Raw genomic sequence first — 20,730 nt, 5'->3', positions numbered from 1 at the left:
TGGTGCAGGCAGTCAGGCCGACGCGGGCCGGAGACTCCCTGCCAGCAAGGCCGCCGCGGCAAGGCACGCGCCGATGAGCGCGGAGGTGACGGAGAACCCGACCTGTACCGCATGGGCTCCGGCCCCCTCGGGCGCCAGGACGAAGAACAGCCCCCCGATCACGGCCACGGAAATCGCCGCGCCGACCTGCAGGGTGGCATGGACCAGGCCCGCGGAGAGTCCTGCCCATCGGACATCGACCTGGTCCATGTTCAGGCGCACCAGGGCAGGCATCGCCATGCCCTGGCCCAGGCCGATGGCGAACAGCGGCAGCACGAGCCACGGGGCATGGTGGGCAATGGCCAGGGTCGAGGCCCCGAACATGCCCAGCAGCTCCACCACGATGCCGAAGGCGGCCGTTCCCGCGCCCAGCCGCAGGGCGGCCCTGCGGCTGCACAGCGAGCCGCACAGGAATCCCACGCCCATCGGCATGAGCGCCAGCCCCGCGGCGAGAGGGCCGCGGCCCAGGCCCGCCTGCTGGTAGATGGCGAAGATCAGGAAGAACGGCGCGATGGAATAAAAGCACAGCGTGGCGGCCAGGCTGCAGCGCAGCCCCCGCTGGCCCAGCAGCGACGGCGCGATCAAAGGCGCGCCCCCCGCACGCTCCAGGTTTTGCTCGAAGCGCCAGAACGCCCGCAGCAGCGGCACGCACGATGCCAGCAGCCCCCAGCACCACCAGGGCCACCCGTGCTCGCGGCCCTCGATCAGGGGAACCAGCAGCGCCAGCAGGCCGGCCGCCAGCAGGAGCGCGCCGCGCACGTCCAGCTGGACGGCATGGGGCGAGCGGCTCTCCTGCACCAGCGCCAGGGCTGCGGGCACGGCCAGGGCGACGACAGGCAGGTTGACGAGGAAGACGGTGCGCCAGCCCAGGCTGAACCAGTCAGCCACCACCAGCGCGCCCCCCAGCCCCTGCCCGGCCACGGCGGCGAGCCCGAAGACGGCCCCGTACAGGCCCAGGGCGCGGTTCTTTTCGTGCGCGGGGAACAGGGCATGGATGGTCGCCAGCGGCTGCGGCGCCATCACGGCAGCGGCCAGCCCCTGCAGCAGGCGACCGGCCACCAGCACCTCCGGCGACGTGGCCAGCCCGCACAGCACCGACGACGCACCGAAGCCCAGCATGCCGCAGACGAACACGCGCCGGCGACCGTACAGGTCACCGAGCCGGCCGCCCAGGATCAGCGTGACGGCATAGGCAACGGCATATACCGAAATGACCAGCTGCGCCATGGCGGCATCGGCCGCCAGGTCGGTGCGCATGGCCGGCAGCGCGACGTTGACGATGAAGAAATCCAGTGGCGGCAACAGGGCCCCGGTGAGCAGCACGGCGAGCGCCAGCCAGCGGCGCGCATCGGGGCGGATCCCCGCTCCGGCATGCCCCTGCGACAAGGCGGCGGGTTCAGCCAGGAGGGCCCCCTGGCTGGACAATATTCTTTCGGGCATGGAAAAGCCCTCCTTTTTTGCAGAATGCGGAGGTCGCACGCCCTCAGGCCGCGATACGGTGGAAAACGCCTGCGGCGCTCATGGCCTGGAACGTTCGGAATTGGCGATGGCGGGCGGCGATGCCTCGGTGGGATAGGCAGCCAGATCGCCCCCGCCCAGCTCGATATGCCCGCGATACCGCTGGCGGATGGCGGCGAGTTCGTCGCCCCCCAGGGGCTTGGCCGCAGCGCCGGCGGGCACGGACGTGGCCCTGACATATTCCTCGAAGCCCGGCCGGGGGAATACCCAGATGACGGTCGCCGTCGTATTGCCGGTGTTTTCAAAACCCATCCAGGTTCCGGCCGGGGCGTAGGCCATGCCCCCCGGCCCGACAACACGGTGCTGGTCGCCGACGTGCGCGAGCAGGGTGCCCGACTGCACGATGACGAGTTCCTCCACGTGCGGATGCCGGTGCAGGGGTATCTTCCTTCCGGGAGCGATGTCTTCGGTGCCGGCAGAAAAATCGCGCGCCCCCGCCGTCACGGGATCGACCTTGATGGTCATGGGATAGCCCCATCGCCGCGTGAGCTGCTCGCCTTCGCTGGCCTGGAGCAACAGGGGAATCGGCTCTCGCGCCCAACCGCTGGCAGCGTGGAACAGCGAGAGGACGCAAAGGGAAGTGATGGCGGGTACTCTGAATACCGCGCGAAGGGCGAAGATCATGGGTGGATTCCGGCAGTTGACGCTCCGGACACGAAGAGCCCGGCACCCCTGGATTTTCAGAACCCACCGCTATCGAAACAATAAGTAACGGCAACTGCACTGCATAGCGTCCCACGATGCTTTGCACGGGAAAAAGGGCAACTTTTTAGAGAGAAACAGGCACCATGCACTTCCGAATCCAATGGGGCGGATGCGCTTCACACCAGAAACACGTCAACTGCAATTCAGTGTCGCCAAGACTTCCCGAGACGCGGCCGTCCAGGTGCGCACCAGCCTCAATGACGGATCCCTTGCGCCGGCTCGCCGGGGCCCGAACAGGAAGCGATGCGCTACCAAGCCGTCCAGGTGCTGCAGCACATCCTCACGGTCGTCGATGAAATGCGTGATGCCCAGGTCTCGGCAATGGTCCGCCTTCTCGGGCCGGTGCTTGCAGAACCGGACGTTCGCCTCGGAAATGCCCGTGCGTGCATGGAAGCGGTGGTGCGCCAACCACTGCAGCGTCTTTTCCTGAACGCGGGTTCCCGCTTTGGACACCAGCCAGACGCGGCCCTGGAAGCGATCCACCAGCGCAGGCACGTATTCAAACATGCCCTCGTAAGGAGGTGTCGACAGGGCATCTGCCAGCGAGCCTCCGATGAAAGAAGTGTCGGAGCCGTCCGCACCGTCCGGCGCGATGATGACGCGCCCGATGTCGATGCCCAACCTGGGAGATGAAAGATTCGATTCCATGTTCAGAGATCCTGTGATTCGATGGGTCGAATGCTAAAAAATCGAGAATTCATCCGGAACTACTATGTTCTTATGGTCTATCCATAGAATGGATAGATGGCCCTGGTTCCCACGACCCACCTGGACGCACTGCAGTCCTTCGCCGTCTTCGCCGATACGCTGAACCTCAGCGAGTCCGCGAGGCAGTTGCACATCAGCCAGCCCGCGTTGCACGCAAAGCTCAGAAAGCTGGGGGAGCAGTTGCGCGTGCCGCTCTACGTAAGGCAGGGGCGCCAGCTCAAGCTCACTACAGAGGGGTTGGAGGTGGCCCGCCATGCAAGGGAACTGCTGGCCTTCAACCAGCGTTTCATGCAGGACATGTCGGGCTCCGCAGGCACGGATACGGTGTCGCTGGTGGCGGGCGACGGTGCATATCTGCACTTGATCGGAAAGGCCCTGACCCGCTTCCGCTCATCCTCAAAAACGACGGCACTGAAGCTGCTGGCAGGCGACCGGGAGCGCACCATTGCCGCAGTGGAGCACGGAGAAGCACAGTTGGGCGTTGCACCGCTCGGCGAGATGTCGTGCGCCTTCGACAGCCAGCCGCTGACCTCGGTGGGCCAGGTGCTCATCGTGCCCCGCAGCCATCCCCTGGCTGTGCAGCGCTTCGTGTCGCTCAAGGATCTGCGGGACGAACCCCTGGTCGTTCCGCACGCAGGGCGCCCGCACCGGGAACTGCTAGGGCAGTTGCTGGAAGCCAAGGGCATTCGATGGCACGTTGCGATGGAGACCAACAGCTGGGCCCTGATGCTGCAGCTCTCGGCATGGGGCGTAGGGCTTGCGGTCGTCAATGCCTTCTGCCCGGCCCCACGCGGGACAGTGGCCATTCCGCTCAAGGGCTATCCTCCTCTGACCTACCATGTCTTCCACCGCAACGGGCAGCGGCTGGGCCCGGCCGCCTCGCGGCTGCGCGACAGCTTGCTGGCCCACGCCGAACAGTGGCGCACTGATCTTTCACTGCCCCAGTGGAGCTGACATGGACTCCGAAACGGAAAACACCAGCAAGCTGCTTGCCTTCATCCTGCGCCACAAGCCCGAATCGATCGGACTCCAACTCGATCCTGAAGGCTGGGCACGGATTTCCTGCCTGGTCGAGCAGGGCCGGGCTGCCGGGCACCTCCTGAACCTGGGCTGCGTGATGCAGGCAATCCATGCCGGCACCAAGCGCCGGTACGAAGTGTCTGAAGACGGACTGTTCATCCGTGCCATCCAGGGCCATTCGTCCTTGCAGGTGCAGCGGCAATTGCAAGCAGCGCATCCTCCAGAATGGCTGTTCCACGGGACAGCCACGCGCTTCCTGCCCAGTATTCAGGAACAGGGCCTGGTCCCGTCAGGACGCCACCATGTGCATCTCTCCAGCGATCAGGCGACCGCCATCGAGGTGGGCCGCCGCCACGGCGAACCCGTGGTCCTGCGGATCGCTGCGCAGCGCCTGCATGCGGGCGGGCACATGTTCCACCAAGTGGAGAACGGTGTCTGGCTGACCTCATCGGTGCCCCCCGGGTTCCTGTCTCTCGCGCACGAAGGATTCCGGTCCGCCTGTCGAGAATCCGGCGCGTGACGCCGTGCCGGCGTCCCGGGCGCGAGAACAATGCTTTGGACTACGCGGCACCCCGCCGCCGCGCCATCTCCTGCCCCATGCCACCCAGCGAGGCCTCCTGCAGCAACCCCTGAGCCGCCGGATAGGCCACCGCTTCCTCGCGGTCGATGTGCCCGGCATACAGGCTGGCGAAGTCGTCCAGCGTCCGCTCCTGCTCCGGGGACAGGGGCGCCGCGCCAGGCGCTCCCTGGGCCACGGCGGCCAGCGGAACGCGTGCCTGCGACCACAGCCGTGCCATGGCGCCATGCTCCCGCTGCAGCTGCCGCACGAGGTCCACCACCGGGGTGCTCCCCTGCGCCAGCAGCGGCGGAAAGACGTGCAGTTCCTCGTCCTCGTGGTGCAGCGGCGCGGCGATGTCGAAGTAGCGCAGCACGTCGCGCGCGGCCTCGCGGGCCTGCGCGTCGCAGCCCTGCGCGCGCAGGTGGGCGCGCAGTCGCTCCAGCAGTCCCAGCGTGCGCTGCACGCGCTCGTGGCAGGCGTGCAGCATCTCGAAGGGCTGGTCGAAGCCGGCGGCGGGGCTGCGCAGGCCGGGGACGGAAGCGTCGGCGGCGCGAGCGCCGGAAGACAGGGGTGGAAAGGGGACGGACGAGCGGATCATCTGGCGGCGGGGGAAGACCGGGGTGTTCCGGCATTGTCCTCTCGGGCCACGGACCGGCCGCTCGCACCGCGGCCCGCACCATTGACATGGGGCAACCGCCGCGACATCGGATCCGACTGCGCGCCGGGCTGGGCCAGCGATGCCAGCGCCCCTTCCAGGGTGGGGTGCCGGAAGGCATAGCCGCTCGCGGCGGCCCGCGCGGGCAGCACCCGCTGCCCGCACAGCAGCAACTCCGACATCTCGCCCAGCGCCAGGTGCAGGGGCCATGCGGGGATGCGCATGCGCACCGTCCTGCCGAAGGAGGCCGCCAGGGTCCGCGCGAACGCCTGCTGGTCCGGTGCCGCCGGGGCGACCGCGTTCACGGCGCCCGACAACCGGGGCTGCGCGCAGGCATGCAGGATGAGCCCCACGGCATCGTCGAGGTGGATCCACGGCACCGGCTGGCTTCCGCGGCCCAGCACCGCACCCAGGCCCCAGCGCGCGGCGAGGGCCTGTGCGGGATAGGCACCTCCATCCGGCCCCAGCACGATGCCCAAACGCAGGCAGACCACGCGCATGCCCAGGGCGCCGGCCCTGGCAGCCTCCTGCTCGATGCGCACGCACAGGTCCGACTGGAAGCGGCCCGGCTCGGGCCCCTGGTCCTCCCGAAGGAACGCGCGGCCTTCCGGCAGGCCGTAGAAGCCCACGGCGGATGCGCTGACGAGCACATCGGGACACCGGTCCAGGCGGCCCATGAGGGCGAGCAGCGCCTGCGCCGCCTCCACGCGGCTGCCCACCAGGCGCTCGCGACGCCGGCGCGTCCACGGCAGGCCCAGGATGGGGGCACCGGCCAGGTTCACGACGGCGTCGATGGCGGTTTCCGGCGGGATATCGTCCAGACGGTCCACCGCCCACACGCCCGGCCCGAAAGCCGCCCGCGCCTGCAGCGGATCGCGCGTATGGACGATCACGCGGCGGCCTTCCCGCTGCAGCCTGCGCACCAGGGCGGACCCGATGAAGCCAGTGCCACCGGCCACCAGTACCGCAGGCCCGTGCCGGGACGCCGCAGGTGCAGCATCGGCCTGCGCCACGCCACGCAGCCGGACGACGGCGACCGCATTGCGCAGGCTCCAGGCCAGCACCACGGCCCCGCCCAGAGTGAAGAACACGGACCACGCGCCGTGCCCTTCGACGGCCACGCCGGTGGGCAGCGCCGCCAGTGCGGCGAACATGGGAGCGACCGCGCCCACCAGGACGCCATAGCTCACGGCCAGCAGGGTGTGCAGTACGCGCTCGGCGGGCGGAAGGCGCCGGCTGCGGTCTTCCTCCAGGAAGTCCGCCGCCGTGATGACGACCTCCACAGCAAGCAGGGCCGAAGGCAGCAGTACCCACCAGCCCTGCCACCGCACCCAGGCAAACCCCAGGAAGAGCAATCCGTAGATCGCTTCGCGCAGCGCATGCAGCAAAAGTTCGTGGCGCGCGGAGGCGCGTTGCGGCAGGCGGGCCTGCCATTCGTGGTGCCAGAGGTTGTCGAAGGCACCCATCAGGGCCTGCACGGCAAGAATGATGAAGATGGCTGTCATGGCAGAAGCTCCCCGGGGTCGGCGAATACGCCGGTCTGGCGGAAGGTGCACCCCCACAGCGGGTGGTGCATTTCCAGGGTGAAAACGAATAGCCCCGCGCCCAGGTCGCGGTGCTCTACACGGCAGGTGCCGGGCGTCAGCACGGACGGGATGGGGATGCGCAGCGGGCCCACGGCGAGGAAGTAGCGCCGGCTGGAGAACACCAGCGCCCCGGACTCCTCGCGCACGTCCAGCGCCATCGACAGGCCGCCATCGGTGCGCTCCTGCAGCCCACCGCCGGTACCGACCGACTTCGTGGAACGCACGACGTGGACGCGCCGACCCGGAATGCGCAAATGCCGCTCCCACACCACGCCGCCTTGCCCATCGCCATACACGCGGACCTGTACGGGCACGCCGGACCGGCGCAGCGGCGACAGCGGGCTGCGCAGGCACGCTGCGAGCCAGGCAAAGCAGCGCCCGGCTGGCGAGCACTGCAGGTCCATCACGCCCTCATAGACAGTGGCGGCGTGGCCTGCGGCGAAGCGGCGTCGGATGGCCGGGGCGAGGCGAGCCCAGCCGGCCGGCCCCAGCAGGGCCGAAAGATCGAGCGCGGCGGCTGGCCGCGGTGCGGTGTCGGAGGGGTGGGGTGCGGCGATGTCCATGCCCTGCCTGTCTGCACGTCGCATACCAGCTCGCAAACCATTGATTCAAAAGGATTTTTCCGCCAACCTGCCAACGAAGTGGACAGGCCGCTCCGGCAGGGGTGTCCACTGCGTTTACAGTCCGGCGATGGTCATCCATGCCGTTCTCGCCCTGGCCCTGATGGAGACGCTGGCGCTGTCGGCGGCGCTTCTCGTCTGGGCGCGCCAGGTGGAGGGCGCGCGCCTGCTGGCCGTGTTCCTCCTGGGGGTTGGTACCTGGATCGTCGGCAATGAACTGCCGAACTGGGCCGGCATCGCATCGGCCCCGTGGGCGCTGGCACTGCTGGCCACCGTTCCCCTCACGTCCGCGGCCTTCCTGCACTTCTGCGCGCTCTTCACGGGCTGGCGCCCTTCGCGCGGCCTGCTGGCGGCCGCCTATGGGGCGGCGGCGGCAGCGGTGGCGATTTCCCTCTACCGCTCGCCCGGCACGTTCGTGCATTTCCCGGCATTCACGGGCGTGCAGTGGGTGGTGGTTCCGAACCGCATAGGCTGGACCACCAGCCTCGTGTGGGCGGGCCTGGCCGCAGGGGGGCTGCTGCTGCTGGCGCGTGCGTTCTGGCGCAGCACGTCTGCAGCCCATCGCCGCCAGATCGCCGCGGTGGCACTGTCGTGCGGCTGGGGGCTGATGTGCATCTCGGGCTATGGGTTCGCCGCGCTGGGCATCGCGCAGTATCCCTGGCAGGTGCTGGCCTTCCCGGCCTATCCGGTGATCCTCGTATACGGAATCCTGCGCTACCGCGTCTTCGTGGCCAACGCCTGGGCGCGCAAGGCGCTGGCCTGGGCGCTGCTGACCGGCCTGGGCTTGCTGGCCGTCCCGCTGTCACTGCTGCTGCCGCTCGAATCGCGCTGGGTCACGGCGGCCGTGGTCGCCGCCGTCTGCCTTTCGCTGGGAGGCCCGGTGCGCCGCCTGGCCGAACGCATCGTCTATCCCGGCGGCACGCCCACGGCCGACGATCTGCAGGCGTGGCGTCACGGGTTGTCCTCCGCCGATTCCCTGGCGCAACTGGCGCAGCAGGCAACCGCCCTGCTGTCCGGCCGCATGGGTCTCGCGGTGCAGGTGCGCGTCGAGGCGCATCCTGCGGCAGCCGCCGATCCGCCCGGGCCGGAACTGGTCTGCACGCGCGACCAGCTGGGCCGTTGGCAAACGGCCCTGCGCGGCTTCGAGCAGGCGCCTCCCGGGCCGCGGCACCTCGCAGAATTGTTTGGCAGCGTGCTGGCCGACGCTGCGGGGCAGGTGGAACGGGCCGCTGCCGCAGGGCAGCGCGAGCGCGAGCGGCAGACCCAGGCCCGCCTGGCCGAACTGGGTGCGCTGGCCGCAAGCGTCGCGCACGACGTGCGCAATCCGCTCAACATCATCGCCATGGCGGCAGCGTTCGCCGCGCCCGAGCCCCGGCAGGAAATCCAGGCGCAAATCGCCCGCATCGCCCGCCTGGCGGACGACCTGCTCGACTACGCACGCCCCTGGCAGATCCGCCCCGAGCCCATGGACCTGGGCACCTGCCTGCGCGATGCGCTGCGACACCTGCCGGATGTGGAGCATGGTCCCGGACTGGCGCAACCGCTGCCCGCCGTCGCCGACCTCGCGCGGGTGGACCAGGCCATCACCAACCTGCTGGCAAACGCGCGCACCGCGGCCTCGGGCCGGCGGGTGCATGTCGATGCGGAACGCACGCCCACGGGCGTGCTGGTGCATGTCTGCGACGACGGCCCCGGGGTGCCGCCGGACCTGCGCGAACGCATCTTCGAGCCCTTTGCGTCCCGCAGCCCCGGTGGGACCGGCCTGGGCCTGGCGATCGTGGCGCGCATCATGGCGGCCCACGGCGGCTCGGTCACACTCGCCGAACGCGCGCCCTGGACCACCTGTTTCACCCTCACCTTCCCCGCCTCCGCATGACCACCCGCCCTGCCATCGGCCACGTGCTTCTCGTGGATGACGAGCCTTCCTACCAGCGACTGGGCAGCTCCTTCCTGCGTGAATTGGGGCACCGCGTCAGCGTGGCGGGCGATGCCGACGAGGCGCTGCGCACCTTCGATGCCGATCCCGCCCATGTGGTGCTGCTGGACCTGGCCATGCCGCCCCGCATGGACCCGCAGGCCGGGCTGGCGCTCATCCCGCGCTTCGCCAATGCCGTGGTCGTGGTGGTGAGCGGCCACGGCGAGCGGGCCCTGGCGCTGCAGGCTGCGGAGCACGGGGCCTGGGATTTCCTCACCAAGCCCATCGATCCGGACATGCTCCGGTTCGTCGTTTCACGCGCCATGCACAAGGCCCGCCTGGATACCGAGTTGCGCACGCTGCGTGCCGGCGCATCGCCCGGCGAGGACATGGGCATCGTGGGCCAGACGCAGGCCGCGCAGCAACTGCGCGCGATCGTGCGGCGCGTGGCAGGCACCTCGGTGAATGTGATGGTGCTCGGGCCTACCGGTACGGGCAAGGAGCTCGTGGCACGGGCACTGCACCAGTGCAGCGCACGCAGCGGGGGTCCGCTGGCGGTGATCCACTGCGGCGCACTGTCGGCCGAACTGCTGGAGAGCGAGCTGTTCGGCCACCTCAAGGGCAGCTTCACGGGAGCCCACCGCGACCAGCCGGGATTGCTGGAGACTGCGCACGGCGGCACGCTGTTCCTCGACGAAGTGGGCGAAATGCCACCGCCGATGCAGGTGAAGCTGCTCAGATTCCTGCAGGAAGGCACGTTCCTGCCCGTGGGCGGCCGCGAAATGCGGCGCGCGGATGTGCGCGTGGTCTCGGCCACGCACCGCGACCTGGAGGCCATGGCGCGCGAAGGCCACTTCCGCGAAGACCTTTTCTACCGGCTCAAGGGAGTGGTGCTGCGCCTTCCTGCGCTGGCCGAGCGCCAGGCCGACGTGCCCCTGCTCGCCGCCCACTTCCTGCACCGCGCCGCGCCAGGCGCCGTCTTCACCCCCGATGCGCAGACCTGGCTGGCCACCGCACCCTGGCCCGGCAATGTGCGGCAACTGCGCGCGGTCGTCGAGTCCGCCGCTGCGCTGATCGCGCCCGGCCCGGCCTGCGTCGATGCAGGACTGCTGCGCTTCGCGAGCGGGGAAACGGCCGAGCTTCCGGAACCGCTGGCGGCCGGGCAGGCGGATCACGACACGGGAACGCCGCCGGGTGCGCTCGATGCGGCCATCCAGTCGCTGGAAACCCGCATGCTGCAGGAAGCCCTGCAGGCCAGCGGCGGCAACCAGTCGGAGGCTTCGCGGCGACTCGGCATCTCGCGCATGGGACTCATCAAGAAGATGACCCGGCTCGGGCTGCGTTCAACCACAGGCAAGGAGGAACCAAAATGATCGACCACACCGGCATCGCCGTCACCGACTACGGGCAAAGCAAGGCGTTCTACACCCACGCGCTCGCGCCCCTGGGCTACCGCCTTCTCATGGAAGTGAGCGCGGAATTGACAGGCAGCCACGACATGGCCGGCTTCGGCGAGCCGCCGAAGACCGACTTCTGGATCAGCAGCGGCGGCCCCAACCGGCCGGCCATCCACGTGGCCTTCCGCGCCGCCACGCGCGCGGCGGTGGATGCCTTCCATGCCGCGGCCCTGGCGGCGGGCGGCACCGACAACGGGGCGCCCGGCCTGCGGCCTCACTACCACCCGAACTACTACGGCGCCTTCGTGCGCGACCCGGACGGGCACAACATCGAGGCGGTGTGCCACTCGGCACCAGCGTGAGCGGCTGCCGCTGCCGGACCGGCCCGAAGGCTGGAGAGATTAGGCGCGGCGCGTACCGGCAGGCCCCTGCGGCAGCCATGCGTTGAAGGAGAACTCCCCAGCCTGGGGCGCAACGGCCTCTGCGGCGCGCTGCGGCATCCGGGGCGGGGCAGGCTCAGCAGCACGCTGCCGCACCTCGGACGCCTCGTGGTTCAGGCGGTCCTGCACCAGCTGGCCCGCCAGCCGTTTCGCGGCCAGCGCATAGCCCTGGTGCATGACTTGCTGGTGGTTGGAGAGATCGTGCCCTTGGGCCGCCACCTCCCGCAGGGCGCTCTCGGCCGCCTCGGCGAGGCGTTCGTCGACGCCTTCCAGCCGAACCGGGCCCGGGGAAGCCGACGGCCTGGCGCGCTGCAGGTCTTTCATGAATTCCCTTTCCAGCAAGCGCATCGCTGCCGGGCCGGCATTCGGAGAGTCCAGGCCCTGCGGATCGTTCTCAAGCAGGTCGGCAAGCATCACTGCCGCACGCGTTTCAAGCGGCAGCTGTGGTCGCGGGGCCGAAGTCCAGGAAGCCGGGCCCATCTGGTAGTTTTGCGAGTCGCGCATCAGGTGCTTATAGACGAGGTCTTCCGTCACCTTGGCGGACGCCTGCCGCAGCGCTTTCTCCATCGCCAGGGGGTTGTTGGCCAGGCGGTTGCCCTGGGCGCCCACCTCTTTCAAGGCGCTGGCGAACGCATCGGCGAGGCGCGCATCGACGCCTTGCAGCCGGACAGAACCCGGCCGGGATTGCCGCATGCCCTCCTCCAGGTCCGACAGGATCCTGGTCCGGATGGACGCTTTCGCCTTGTCATAATCGAGCCAGACAGGCCCCCTCCCGTCCCGCGGGTACATCTTGGCGCCCTCGATGAAGTGGGCGGCCAGCTGTTCGATTGGAAGCCGGGATGGCTGCGCCGGGCTGGCCCGCCCCGCGTCGTGCATTTCCTTCTTCCGCTGTTCCTGGATCAGCTGGCTCGCCACTTTCCTCGCTGCCAGCGCGCGCGCTTTCCGCATGGCGCCGTCGTGCCGGGAGAGCTGGTAGCCGTCGGCCGCAGCCTCCTTCAGGGTGCTTTCGAAGGCTTCTGCAAGACGCTCGTCGACCCCCTCCAGCTGGATGCGCCCCTGGGATACCGACAGCTTGGCTTTCTCCAGATCGCGCGAAAGCTGCTGAGCCAGTGCGGCGGTCGCCACGTCGAGGGCGCTTGGCTGGACCGACCTCCCGGGGATGTCGGGATTGTCCAACCGGGCTTCCGCGAGCAGGGCAGAGGCCCGCTCCGAGAGGGAAGGCAGCGGGCGCGGGAACACACGGGATTCGACCAGTTCAGCGTCCCTGGGACCGCGCGCCACCTGCTCCGCGAGCATCTGGTTCGCCATCCTGCCGGATGCCCGCTGCAGCGCGGTCTCCGTCAATAGCGGATTGTCCGGGAGGCGGTCTCCACGGACTCCGAGTTCTTCCAGGGCTTGGCCGAAAGCGTCGGCGAGGCGCCCATCGATGCCTTCCAGCCGGACCGAACCCGCCGGGGCCTGCAGCATGGCGAGCTTGAGATCCACCTGCAGCCGGGTATCCATGTCGTGCAACGCCTTGCCGAAATCGATCCGGACCGGACCGCGCCCTGTCCGCGGGGCATCCCTGGCGTCCTGCAGGAAGGAGGCAGCGAGATCTTCGAGAGGAACCTGCAGGTGCGGCACCGCACCCGCGGGCCGCTGGGCTTGCGCGGCCGGCCTGTGCCCAGCCGCGGCCTGCGGTGCCGCGGGCTTCTCTTGCATGAGGTCGCCCATCAGACTTTCGGCCACCAGCACCGCGGCCCGCGCGCGCGCAGTCCGCATGGCCTCGTGGTGGTTGGCGAGCCCGTAGCCGGATTGCGTCATCTGCTGCAGTGCGCTCTCGAACGCCGCGGCGAGGCGATCGTCGATACCTTTGAGCACCACTCGCCCTCCGGAAACCGACAGCTCGGCATGCTTGAGTTCGTCCGCCAATTGCGAAGCCAGGTTTTCCGACGCTGCGATGACCGGATTCCTGGCACGCGGATTCGCCTGCTTTTCCGCCCGCCCGGCATCGAGCAGGGAGGCAGCGCGCGCTTCGAGCGAAGGTGGCGGTTCCTTGAACATGAACCCATAGGACTCATTCAACTCCGTGCCCGCGGGCTCGTTCGCTGCCTGTTCCATGAGCAGTTGGCGCGCGAATGCACGGGACGCCTGTTGCAGCGCCTTCTCCGTCACCAAGGGCTCGCTGGGAAGACGGCCATCCCGGGCCCCGAGTTCCTTCAGGGCACCGGCGAACGCATCGGCCAGGCGCACATCGACGCCTTCGAGCCGCGCCGAGCCTGGAGGGACGCTCCGCATGCCGCGGCGCATGTCCGCCTGCAGCTGAGTCTCCATGGCGCCGAGCGCCTTGCGGAGATCGATCTGGGCGGGCCCGCCCCCGGCCGAAGGGGCCTGCCTGGCTTCCCGGAGGCAAGAGGCGGCCAGGCGGTCGAGGGGCGCCATCTGGCGGGGCGCCGGCGCGGTGTGGTGTCCGGCGGGCCGCGCCGGTGGTGACATCGGCCTTTGCAACGCAGGCCCGGCACCGGAGTGCGGGGCGTGGTCCGGCAATTCCGGCCGCCAGGCATTGAAGGAGAACGCCTCGGGTGGCGCGGGGGGGGACGCCGGCGGGAAGGCGGATGGGCGCGCGGGGCGGCCCATCGCCCGGTCGTCACGGTTCGCGATCCAGTCGTGCAGGTCGCCCCCTCCGCGACGGGATGTTCCATGCATGCCATAAGGATCGGACACATGCGTCGCGCGATGAGGGAAGGCTGCCGGCGGCATGGGATGCCCCATCGCCTGGTGGTCCCGGCCGGCAATCCACTGGTCCAGGGACAAGGACGGCAGCACCTGGTGCAACTGGTCGGTCCAATGGGATATCGGCTGCGGGGGCAGGTCGGTCCAGTGCGCGCCTGCGCGCGGCGGGCTGGGATCCCTGCCGAATACCGGTGAAGCCTGGCGCGGCGGGGAGGAATACCCCCCCAGGTAGTCACCGGCCCGCTGCGAAGGCCGCAGGCCAGCCAGCGCACCGTCCCCCTGGAGAGTCGCCCCCCGCCGGGCAGGCCGCGCCTCGGGGCCGTGGCGATCAGGGGATTCCGGACGCGGAAGATCCGCCGTGCGGCCGGTGCGGGAAGTGCCCAGGTGTCTGTGGTTCGGTAGCATGGGAAGTCCTTGGTGCAGCGCCGCAACGCAATGCAGCCAGCCGGGGAGGCAGGAGGCGGCGCGGCAGATGGACTGGTTTTAGCGCCGCAGCGGCCTGGGTGGCGGCCGCGATACGAAGCCGGGAACGCTGCAGCGAAATCGCCTGTCCCGGCCTATCCGCAGCTGCCCAGGTGCCCGCACTGCGTGCAGTAGTCGCAGCCATCCTTGCGGATCACGGCGTGCGCGCCGCACTCGGGGCACTTGCGTCCGGCCATCGCCGGCGGCAGGCCGGTGGGCACGGCGGGAGCGTCCAGCGGCAGCTCCTGCTGGCGCATGGGCCCGGCGGGCGCGGCGGCGCGCTGGGCCAGGATGTTCTGGATGGCGTAGGCGATGGCGGCCACTTCGGAGTCGTGCCAGAGCGGCACGCGGGCGCCATCGGCCCGGGTGTGGGTGCCCAGGCGCACCGGGCCGCGGTCCCAGGCGACCTTGCGCATGTCGCTGAGCGCGCGCTCCAGGAAGCCGCCGCGCGCGGCCAGCGAGAGCAGGCGCATGCTGGAGGTGATCCACTGCTGCGATTCGCCGCTCTGCCCCACCGGCATGAAGAACTCGATCGCGCGGTCCAGCGTGCCGCCGTGGCCGTCGGGCACGGGCAGGAAGGAGACGAGCAGGTAGAGCGTCTTGCGGCCCTCCTGCGTCCAGTACTCCACCTTCTCGGCCACGGCCGAGAGCGCGCCCTTGGGGCGGCTTTCGATCACCGAGCGCATCGGGTCCGCGGGCACGGCGGCGGGCACCACCGGTGCTGCAGGGACGGATGCTTCGCCGGCCTCCGGCGCGGCAGCCGGCGCCTCCAGCACGGCCCCGAGGATGGCATTGGGCCGGTAGGTGGCCAGGCCCTTGAGGCGTGCGCGCCAGGCATGCAGGTAGAGGTTCTTGAAATCCTCGTAGGGGTAGTCGGCCGGCACGTTCACGGTCTTGGAGATGGCCGTGTCGATGAAAGGCTGTACGGCCTCCATCATCGCGATGTGCCCGGCCGCAGGCATCTGCAGCGCGCTCACGAAGTAGCCGGGCAGCGCGTTCACGTCGCCGCCCAACGCGCGGTAGAGGCGCCAGGCATGGTCCTCCACCGCGTATTCGCTGGTGCTGCCGTCGGCCTCGCGCTTGCGGCGGGTGTACGTCCACGAGAACGGCGGCTCGATGCCGTTGGAGGCGTTGTCGGCGAAGGCCAGGCTCACGGTGCCGGTGGGCGCGATCGACAGCAGGTGGCTGTTGCGGATGCCGTGGGTGCGGATGGCCTCCCGCAGTGCGGCGGGCAGGCGGCTCGCGAAGGTGCCGGGCGCGAGATAGCCCGCGGCGTCGAACATCGGGAATACACCCTTCTCCTTGGCCAGTTCCACCGAGGCGGCGTAGGCGGCGTCGCGCATGCACTCGGCGATGCGCGTGGCCATGGCGCGGCCCGCATCGGTGTCGTAGCGCAGGCGCAGCATGGCGAGCGTATTGCCCAGGCCCGTGAAGCCCACGCCGATGCGCCGCTTGGCCGCGGACTCGGCGCGCTGCTGCGGCAGCGGCCAGAAGGTGACCTCCAGCACGTTGTCGAGCGCGCGCACCTGCGTGGCCACGCTGGCCGCGAACGCCTCGAAATCGAAGGCCGGCTCGCCGGCGAAGCCGAAGGGGTGGCGCACGAAGCGCGGCAGGATGATGGGGCCGAGGTCGCAGCAGCCGTAGGAAGGCAGCGGTTGCTCTCCGCAGTTGTGCACGTAGAGGCCGTTGGCGTCGAAGGCATGGCAGTCGGCGACGGTGACGTCGTACACGTCTTCGTGCCCATCCGCCAGCACGTCCTGCACGGTGGCGGTAAATGGTTCTCGGTTCAGGGCGCGCCGGTATCCCGAGAGCGCCGCCGCCAGCCGCGCGGCCTTGTCCGTGTCTTCGAAGCCGATGCATTCGGCGAAGACGCGCAGGTTGTCGCCGCTCACGACGAGCTCGTGCTGCGCCCGTATGGCGTAGGGCTGCCGGCCGCCGCGCCCGTCGGGCAGCAGGCGCAACCCGGCCGTGCGCCGGTCCGGGTACAGCGTGGAGGCGATGCCCAGCCGCAGCAGCATGCGCTGCACGGCCTGCAGCAGTTCCGCATCGCTCTGCGCAAGGCGCACGCTCACGCCCTTGTCCTGGCGGCCCTGCACAGAACCATCGGTATCGAAGAGGCCGCGCAGCAGGCCCATGGAGAAGGCGGACGACGCGCGCTCCATGGCGGGAGTGATGGTTTTAGCGCCGGGGCGCATGCCCATGCGCAGCGCCAGCGCACGCACGGCGCCGCTGGCCATGCGCCGCTCCGCGCAGGCCCCGCCACTGCGCGCCACCGTGCGCTGAAAGCCGCGGAAATCCGCCCGGTGCGCAAGCGTCGCTGCGGCAGCCTCGGCAGCCCTCACGATGCCGTGCGCGCCGGCGGAGGGGACGGGCGCACCATTGGCGACAAGGCGCTCGTCTTCCTTCGCTTCCGCAATCCAGACGGAGATCACCGCCTTGTCGGCCTTCAAGGTGCCATCGCCGATCAGCAGGCCCAGCAGGTAGCCTTCGGCCTCGGTGCCCTCGCCCTTCCAGCCCGGCAGGGCGCGGTGGTCGTTCAGCACGATTTCGTCGCCAGGCTGCAGCGCGCCCGCGGCGATCCACTCCACCTCGCGCACGTAGCGGGTCTGCTTCGCCACGCGCCGCACCGGGTGGTCTTCCGTCAGCCGCAGCGCGTGGCCCTGGCGGGTGCGCAGCCGCAGCACGGGCTTGGGGCCGGTGGCGAAGAAGCCGGCGCTCAGCGTGGGGAAGGCGCGCCCGTCCACGATGGCATTGAAGGGTCTGCCGACGAGGTCGGCCACCTGCGCGGGGCCGGCATCCGTCATCACCCACGTGTCTGCGGTCACGCAGGGATTCGTGGCCGCGATGCTTTCGCAGTAGGCCAGGTTGTTGTCGGTGTTGACGCGGTCGAGGAACAGGATGCCCGGCTCGGCGAAGTCGTAGGCCGAGCGCATGATCGTGTCCCACAGCTCGCGCGCGGGCAGCGTGCGGTAGACCCATTGGCCATCGGCGCGCTGGCGGGCGCCCTCTTCGCGCAATGCGGCGCCGGGGCGCGCGGGGTGCACCAGTTCCCACGGCGCATCGTCCAGCACGGCCTGCACGAAGGCATCCGGCACGCCGACGGAGACATTGAAGTTGTTCCAGCGGCCCGGCGTGCGCTTGGCGGTGATGAAGTCCAGCACGTCCGGGTGGTCGATGCGCAGCACGCCCATCTGCGCGCCGCGGCGTGCGCCCGCGCTCTCCACGGTGGCGCAGGATTGGTCGAACACGTTGATGTAGCTGCAGGGCCCCGAGGCCATCGAGGCCGTGCCCTTCACCTCGGCGCCGCGCGGGCGGATGCGCGAGAAGTCGTAGCCCACGCCGCCGCCGCGCCGCATGGTCTCGGCAGCTTCGCGCAGCGCTTCGTAGATGCCGGGGTAGCCGCCCTCGTCCATGCCCTGGATGCAGTCGCCCACGGGCTGCACGAAGCAGTTGATGAGCGTGGCCTGGATGTCGGTGCCCGCCGCGCTCATGATGCGCCCTGCCCCGATCGCGCCGGCCCGCAGGTTGGCCAGGAAGCGCGCCTCGATCGCCTCGCGCACCTCGGGTGCCTCGACCGAGGCCAGGGCGCGGGCCACGCGCCGGTAGAGCGTCTCGGCATCGGCCTCTCCGGGCTTGAGGTATTTTTCGCGCAGCACGTCGAGGCTGATGGGCTGCTCGGGCAGGCGGGGCGCCGCATCGGGCGCGAGGGAGTCGATCGGATCGCGTTGCATGGGTTCCCGTTTCCTGAACACGGCCAAGCCGTCTTTCTACTCCTGCACCGGCTCGCCGCACTGGGCTATGTCAACGTCGGCGCAAAGGACTTGCCCGCCGTGCTCAATGCAAGGCACGCAGGGCGCACAGGGCCCTGCACCTCCAGGCACTGGAAGCGCAGGCGGGCGCTACTGCACGAGCGGCGTACCGGCGCCGTCCAGGTCCACGCCCTGCAGCGCGGCCTCGCCCGCGAGCACCTGCAGGTACTGCCGCAGCGCATTCATCCAGGACTGCTGGCGCAGCGCGAGCGCGACGGCCTCGCGCACCTCGCCGTAGCCGCGCTGGCGGCCCGCGTCGCGCGCCACCACTTCCACCACGTGCAGGCCGAAGCGGCTGTGCACCAGGCGCGGCAGCACACCGACTTCGCTGGCGCCGAACACCTCGCGCGCGAGCTCGGGCGCGCAGTCGCCGCGCGCCAGCCAGCCCAGGTCGCCGCCCTCCGCGCCCGTGGGGCAGTTGGACCATTGCCGTGCGGCACGCGCGAAGGATTCTCCACCGTCGTTCGCGCAGCGCAATTGCAGCAGCTCGGCCTCGGCGCGTTCGCGCAGGCGCTGCACGTCCACGCCCGGCGTCACGGCATAGAGGATGTGCCGCAGGTGCACGCGCTCGCCGTCGCGGTAGCGCGCGGCGTGGGCCTCGTAGTGGCGGCGGCAGGCCTCCTCCGACGGATCGGGCACGGCGAAGGCCTGCTCCAGCAGCGCCTCGATGGCCTGGGTCGCAGCTTCGGAGGTGGTGCCGTCGTCGGCGGGGGCATCGTCCGTGGCCAGCAGGCCGGCGCGCTGGGCGGCCTGGCGCAGCAGCTCGGTGCAGGCGCGCTGGCGCAGCGTGTCGGCATCGGGCGCATCGTCGGCGCGGTGCAGTGCGACGCCGTTCACCGAAGCGACCGGCACCGGGACGGCCGGCGCGGGCGAGCCGGGGCCGTGCCCGAGAAGGTCCGCATCGAAGCCGGGAGCGGTGCCAATGGCGGCATCCGTGGTGGTGCCCGAACCGGAGCCGCAGCAGCCGGTGGAGGCAGGAGAGTCTTGGCAGGTGCAGGACATGGCGTGCTCCGGTGCGAAAAGCCGCTAGCGCGTGGCGCGCGGGTTGTCGATGGCGCGGGCCACGTCGGGCGACGGCACGGCGCTGGGCTGGCCCGGCAGGTCGTGGCCGCGCGGCACGTTCATGCGGCGCGAGCGCACCACCTGCGGCGCGCGCAGCAGGTAGGCGACGGTGCCGAAGCCGCTCCACACGTGCACCAGCCGGCTGAACGGGAAGAGCAGGAAGATCGTCATGCCGAACACGATGTGGAACAGGTAGGGCCACGGCAGCACCGCGAGCGCGGTGGCATCCACCGGCCGCAGCGTGACGATGCGCTGCGCCCAGTCGGCCAGGATCAGCATCACGCTGCCGTCGGTGTGCTGCATCGAATACGGCAGCGTGACGAGTCCCACCACCAGTTGCACCCACAGCACCACGAGCACCGCGATGTCGGTCGCATGGCTGGTGTGGCGGATGCGCGGGTCGAACAGCCGCCGCCACAGCAGCATGCTGAGGCCGGCGAAGCACATCGCGCCCGCCACGCCGCCGGCCGAGACGGCCATCATCTGCTTGGCCGACGCGCTCATGAAGAGGCCGTACACGCTGTGCGGCGTGAGCAGGCCCACCATGTGCCCGAAGAACAGGAACAGCACGCCGAAGTGGAACAGGTTGCTGCCCCAGCGCAGCAGGCCGGCGCGCAGCATCTGCGAGGAATCGCTCTTCCAGGAATACTGGTTCTGGTCGAAGCGGATCAGGCTGCCCACCACGAACACGGTGAAGCAGACATACGGGTACACCTGGAACAGGAAATCGTGCAGGGCGGCGGTCATGGGTTCGCTCCTCGGGATGCGCCAGGGCCTCCGGCGCGGACGATGTGGATGGGCTGGGGCTGGGAGGGCCGGCCAGTGCGGGCCTGGCCGAGGTTCGCGCAGCCGTCGAAGGCCGCGGGCTCGGTCCAGCTCTCGTCGATGCCGGGCTCGGGTGCCGCCCTCGCAGGCACTGCGGGCACCTCGGGCACCGACTGGCCCGCGAGTTCCAGCAGCGCGGCGAACACGGCCGCGTAGGCCTGCGCATAGGGCGCCGCCTGCGCGCTGCCGCGCTGCACGAGGGCACCGTGGATGGCGGCCAGCAGGTGCGCGATCTCTCCGAGAAAGGCCCGAGCCTCGCGCGGCGGCTGGGTGGAGACGAACTCCAGCACCGCCGGCAGGTAGTCGGGCAGTTCGTCCTCGCGCAGCAGCAGGCCGGCGCGCGCGTAGGTCTCGCCCAGGTCGATCATGGCGGGGCCGCGGTCGCGCGAGTCGCCGTGCACATGCTCGAAGAGGTGCAGCGAGGTCGCGCGCCCGCGGTCGAACAGTTCCACGTAGGCCGTCTCGGCATCGAGCGGATCGCCAGCGCCGAGCAACTCCAGCAGGCCGGAGATCTGCGCGCGGCGCGGTCCGGCCAGCGCGGCATCGGCATCGAGCAGCGCAGGCAGTTCCGCCAAGTGCGCACGCAGGCCGGCGCCGGGGTAGTCGAGCAGCGCGCCCAAAACGCGCAGCGTGGCACTGCCGGGGTGTCGGCCAACGATGGCCGCCTGGGCGGAGCGAAGTTCGGTGGTGGCGCCCAT

At 70.2% G+C, this 20,730-nt stretch carries 16 protein-coding genes; 5 read left to right on the top strand and 11 right to left on the bottom strand.

All coding sequences use genetic code 11. The features are described from left to right. Positions 1–12: 12 nt before the first annotated feature. The 3 genes from T336_RS0102105 to T336_RS0102095 form a co-directional block, all read right to left on the bottom strand. Positions 13–1,479: an MFS transporter gene (locus tag T336_RS0102105; RefSeq protein WP_026431317.1), complete on the bottom strand. Its 1,467-nt coding sequence runs from the start codon at positions 1,477–1,479 to the stop codon at positions 13–15. 78 nt (positions 1,480–1,557) lie between these two features. Next, positions 1,558–2,181, bottom strand: coding sequence for a cupin domain-containing protein (locus T336_RS0102100; RefSeq protein ID WP_026431316.1), 624 nt, complete (start codon positions 2,179–2,181; stop codon positions 1,558–1,560). 213 nt (positions 2,182–2,394) lie between these two features. Next, entirely contained in the window at positions 2,395–2,910 is a 516-nt protein-coding gene (locus tag T336_RS0102095; protein WP_035225174.1) for a hypothetical protein, read from the bottom strand. Positions 2,911–3,006: 96 nt separating this feature from the next. Between T336_RS0102095 and T336_RS24660 the strand changes: the two genes are divergently transcribed. Next, positions 3,007–3,924 (top strand): LysR family transcriptional regulator, encoded by a 918-nt coding sequence (locus T336_RS24660; protein ID WP_035225171.1) that lies wholly within the window; start codon positions 3,007–3,009, stop codon positions 3,922–3,924. Position 3,925: 1 nt separating this feature from the next. Then, complete coding sequence (locus T336_RS24655; RefSeq protein ID WP_051647029.1) at positions 3,926–4,510, top strand: RNA 2'-phosphotransferase; 585 nt, start codon at positions 3,926–3,928, stop codon at positions 4,508–4,510. A 40-nt stretch (positions 4,511–4,550) separates the two neighbouring features. Here the strand turns inward: T336_RS24655 and T336_RS0102080 are convergent, their stop codons facing one another. The 3 genes from T336_RS0102080 to T336_RS0102070 are packed head-to-tail and all read right to left on the bottom strand — an operon-like array spanning position 4,551 to position 7,353. Beyond that, positions 4,551–5,147 carry a hemerythrin domain-containing protein gene (locus T336_RS0102080; RefSeq protein WP_051647028.1) on the bottom strand — a complete coding sequence of 199 codons (597 nt, stop codon included), beginning with the start codon at positions 5,145–5,147 and terminating at the stop codon, positions 4,551–4,553. After that, a complete protein-coding gene (locus T336_RS24650) occupies positions 5,144–6,709 on the bottom strand; it encodes a TIGR01777 family oxidoreductase (protein ID WP_084151349.1) in 1,566 nt (521 codons plus the stop codon). Before T336_RS24650 ends, T336_RS0102080 begins: the two co-directional genes overlap by 4 nt. Next, on the bottom strand, positions 6,706–7,353 hold the full coding sequence (locus T336_RS0102070) for a DUF4166 domain-containing protein (protein WP_026431313.1): 648 nt from the start codon (positions 7,351–7,353) through the stop codon (positions 6,706–6,708). Before T336_RS0102070 ends, T336_RS24650 begins: the two co-directional genes overlap by 4 nt. Positions 7,354–7,480: 127 nt before the next feature. On the opposite strand from T336_RS0102070, the gene T336_RS0102065 reads away from it, so the two are divergent. From T336_RS0102065 to T336_RS0102055, 3 genes are read left to right on the top strand one after another with little or no spacing between them, the layout of a single operon-like run. Next, complete coding sequence (locus tag T336_RS0102065) at positions 7,481–9,286, top strand: sensor histidine kinase (RefSeq protein WP_026431312.1); 1,806 nt, start codon at positions 7,481–7,483, stop codon at positions 9,284–9,286. Next, positions 9,283–10,698: a sigma-54-dependent transcriptional regulator gene (locus T336_RS0102060; RefSeq protein WP_026431311.1), complete on the top strand. Its 1,416-nt coding sequence runs from the start codon at positions 9,283–9,285 to the stop codon at positions 10,696–10,698. The genes T336_RS0102065 and T336_RS0102060 overlap by 4 nt, the downstream gene beginning before the upstream one ends. Further along, positions 10,695–11,084, top strand: coding sequence for a VOC family protein (locus tag T336_RS0102055; RefSeq protein ID WP_026431310.1), 390 nt, complete (start codon positions 10,695–10,697; stop codon positions 11,082–11,084). Before T336_RS0102060 ends, T336_RS0102055 begins: the two co-directional genes overlap by 4 nt. 39 nt (positions 11,085–11,123) lie before the next feature. On the opposite strand, the gene T336_RS0102050 is transcribed toward T336_RS0102055, so the two are convergent. The 5 genes from T336_RS0102050 to narJ all read right to left on the bottom strand — a co-directional run bounded on the left by T336_RS0102050 (position 11,124) and on the right by narJ (position 20,730). Further along, positions 11,124–13,583, bottom strand: coding sequence for a hypothetical protein (locus T336_RS0102050; protein ID WP_026431309.1), 2,460 nt, complete (start codon positions 13,581–13,583; stop codon positions 11,124–11,126). An 848-nt stretch (positions 13,584–14,431) separates the two neighbouring features. Beyond that, a complete protein-coding gene (locus T336_RS24645; protein ID WP_035225165.1) occupies positions 14,432–18,067 on the bottom strand; it encodes a ribonucleotide reductase barrel domain-containing protein in 3,636 nt (1,211 codons plus the stop codon). 168 nt (positions 18,068–18,235) lie between these two features. Further along, a complete protein-coding gene (locus T336_RS0102040; RefSeq protein WP_026431308.1) occupies positions 18,236–19,147 on the bottom strand; it encodes a peptidylprolyl isomerase in 912 nt (303 codons plus the stop codon). A gap of 24 nt (positions 19,148–19,171) precedes the next feature. Next, entirely contained in the window at positions 19,172–19,954 is a 783-nt protein-coding gene (narI, locus tag T336_RS0102035) for a respiratory nitrate reductase subunit gamma (RefSeq protein ID WP_013593114.1), read from the bottom strand. Then, positions 19,951–20,730: a nitrate reductase molybdenum cofactor assembly chaperone gene (narJ, locus tag T336_RS0102030; protein ID WP_026431307.1), complete on the bottom strand. Its 780-nt coding sequence runs from the start codon at positions 20,728–20,730 to the stop codon at positions 19,951–19,953. The genes narI and narJ overlap by 4 nt, the downstream gene beginning before the upstream one ends.

It is taken from the genome of Paracidovorax oryzae ATCC 19882 (genome assembly GCF_000687165.1).
Lineage (GTDB): Bacteria > Pseudomonadota > Gammaproteobacteria > Burkholderiales > Burkholderiaceae_C > Paracidovorax > Paracidovorax oryzae.
Note: the sequence above shows the minus strand (reverse complement) of the source record. Positions and strands in the feature narration are given on the sequence as shown.

Excerpts from the sequence above, each read along its gene's own strand:
- narJ (WP_026431307.1), bottom strand. The coding sequence starts at position 20,730 with ATGGGCGCCACCACCGAACTTCGCTCCGCCCAGGCGGCCATCGTTGGC.
- T336_RS0102065 (WP_026431312.1), top strand. The coding sequence starts at position 7,481 with ATGGTCATCCATGCCGTTCTCGCCCTGGCCCTGATGGAGACGCTGGCG.
- T336_RS0102040 (WP_026431308.1), bottom strand. The coding sequence starts at position 19,147 with ATGTCCTGCACCTGCCAAGACTCTCCTGCCTCCACCGGCTGCTGCGGC.
- T336_RS0102050 (WP_026431309.1), bottom strand. The coding sequence starts at position 13,583 with ATGGCGCCCCTCGACCGCCTGGCCGCCTCTTGCCTCCGGGAAGCCAGG.
- T336_RS0102070 (WP_026431313.1), bottom strand. The coding sequence starts at position 7,353 with ATGGACATCGCCGCACCCCACCCCTCCGACACCGCACCGCGGCCAGCC.
- T336_RS0102080 (WP_051647028.1), bottom strand. The coding sequence starts at position 5,147 with ATGATCCGCTCGTCCGTCCCCTTTCCACCCCTGTCTTCCGGCGCTCGC.
- T336_RS0102100 (WP_026431316.1), bottom strand. The coding sequence starts at position 2,181 with ATGATCTTCGCCCTTCGCGCGGTATTCAGAGTACCCGCCATCACTTCC.
- T336_RS0102095 (WP_035225174.1), bottom strand. The coding sequence starts at position 2,910 with ATGGAATCGAATCTTTCATCTCCCAGGTTGGGCATCGACATCGGGCGC.
- narI (WP_013593114.1), bottom strand. The coding sequence starts at position 19,954 with ATGACCGCCGCCCTGCACGATTTCCTGTTCCAGGTGTACCCGTATGTC.
- T336_RS24655 (WP_051647029.1), top strand. The coding sequence starts at position 3,926 with ATGGACTCCGAAACGGAAAACACCAGCAAGCTGCTTGCCTTCATCCTG.
- T336_RS0102105 (WP_026431317.1), bottom strand. The coding sequence starts at position 1,479 with ATGCCCGAAAGAATATTGTCCAGCCAGGGGGCCCTCCTGGCTGAACCC.
- T336_RS0102060 (WP_026431311.1), top strand. The coding sequence starts at position 9,283 with ATGACCACCCGCCCTGCCATCGGCCACGTGCTTCTCGTGGATGACGAG.
- T336_RS24650 (WP_084151349.1), bottom strand. The coding sequence starts at position 6,709 with ATGACAGCCATCTTCATCATTCTTGCCGTGCAGGCCCTGATGGGTGCC.
- T336_RS0102055 (WP_026431310.1), top strand. The coding sequence starts at position 10,695 with ATGATCGACCACACCGGCATCGCCGTCACCGACTACGGGCAAAGCAAG.
- T336_RS24645 (WP_035225165.1), bottom strand. The coding sequence starts at position 18,067 with ATGCAACGCGATCCGATCGACTCCCTCGCGCCCGATGCGGCGCCCCGC.
- T336_RS24660 (WP_035225171.1), top strand. The coding sequence starts at position 3,007 with ATGGCCCTGGTTCCCACGACCCACCTGGACGCACTGCAGTCCTTCGCC.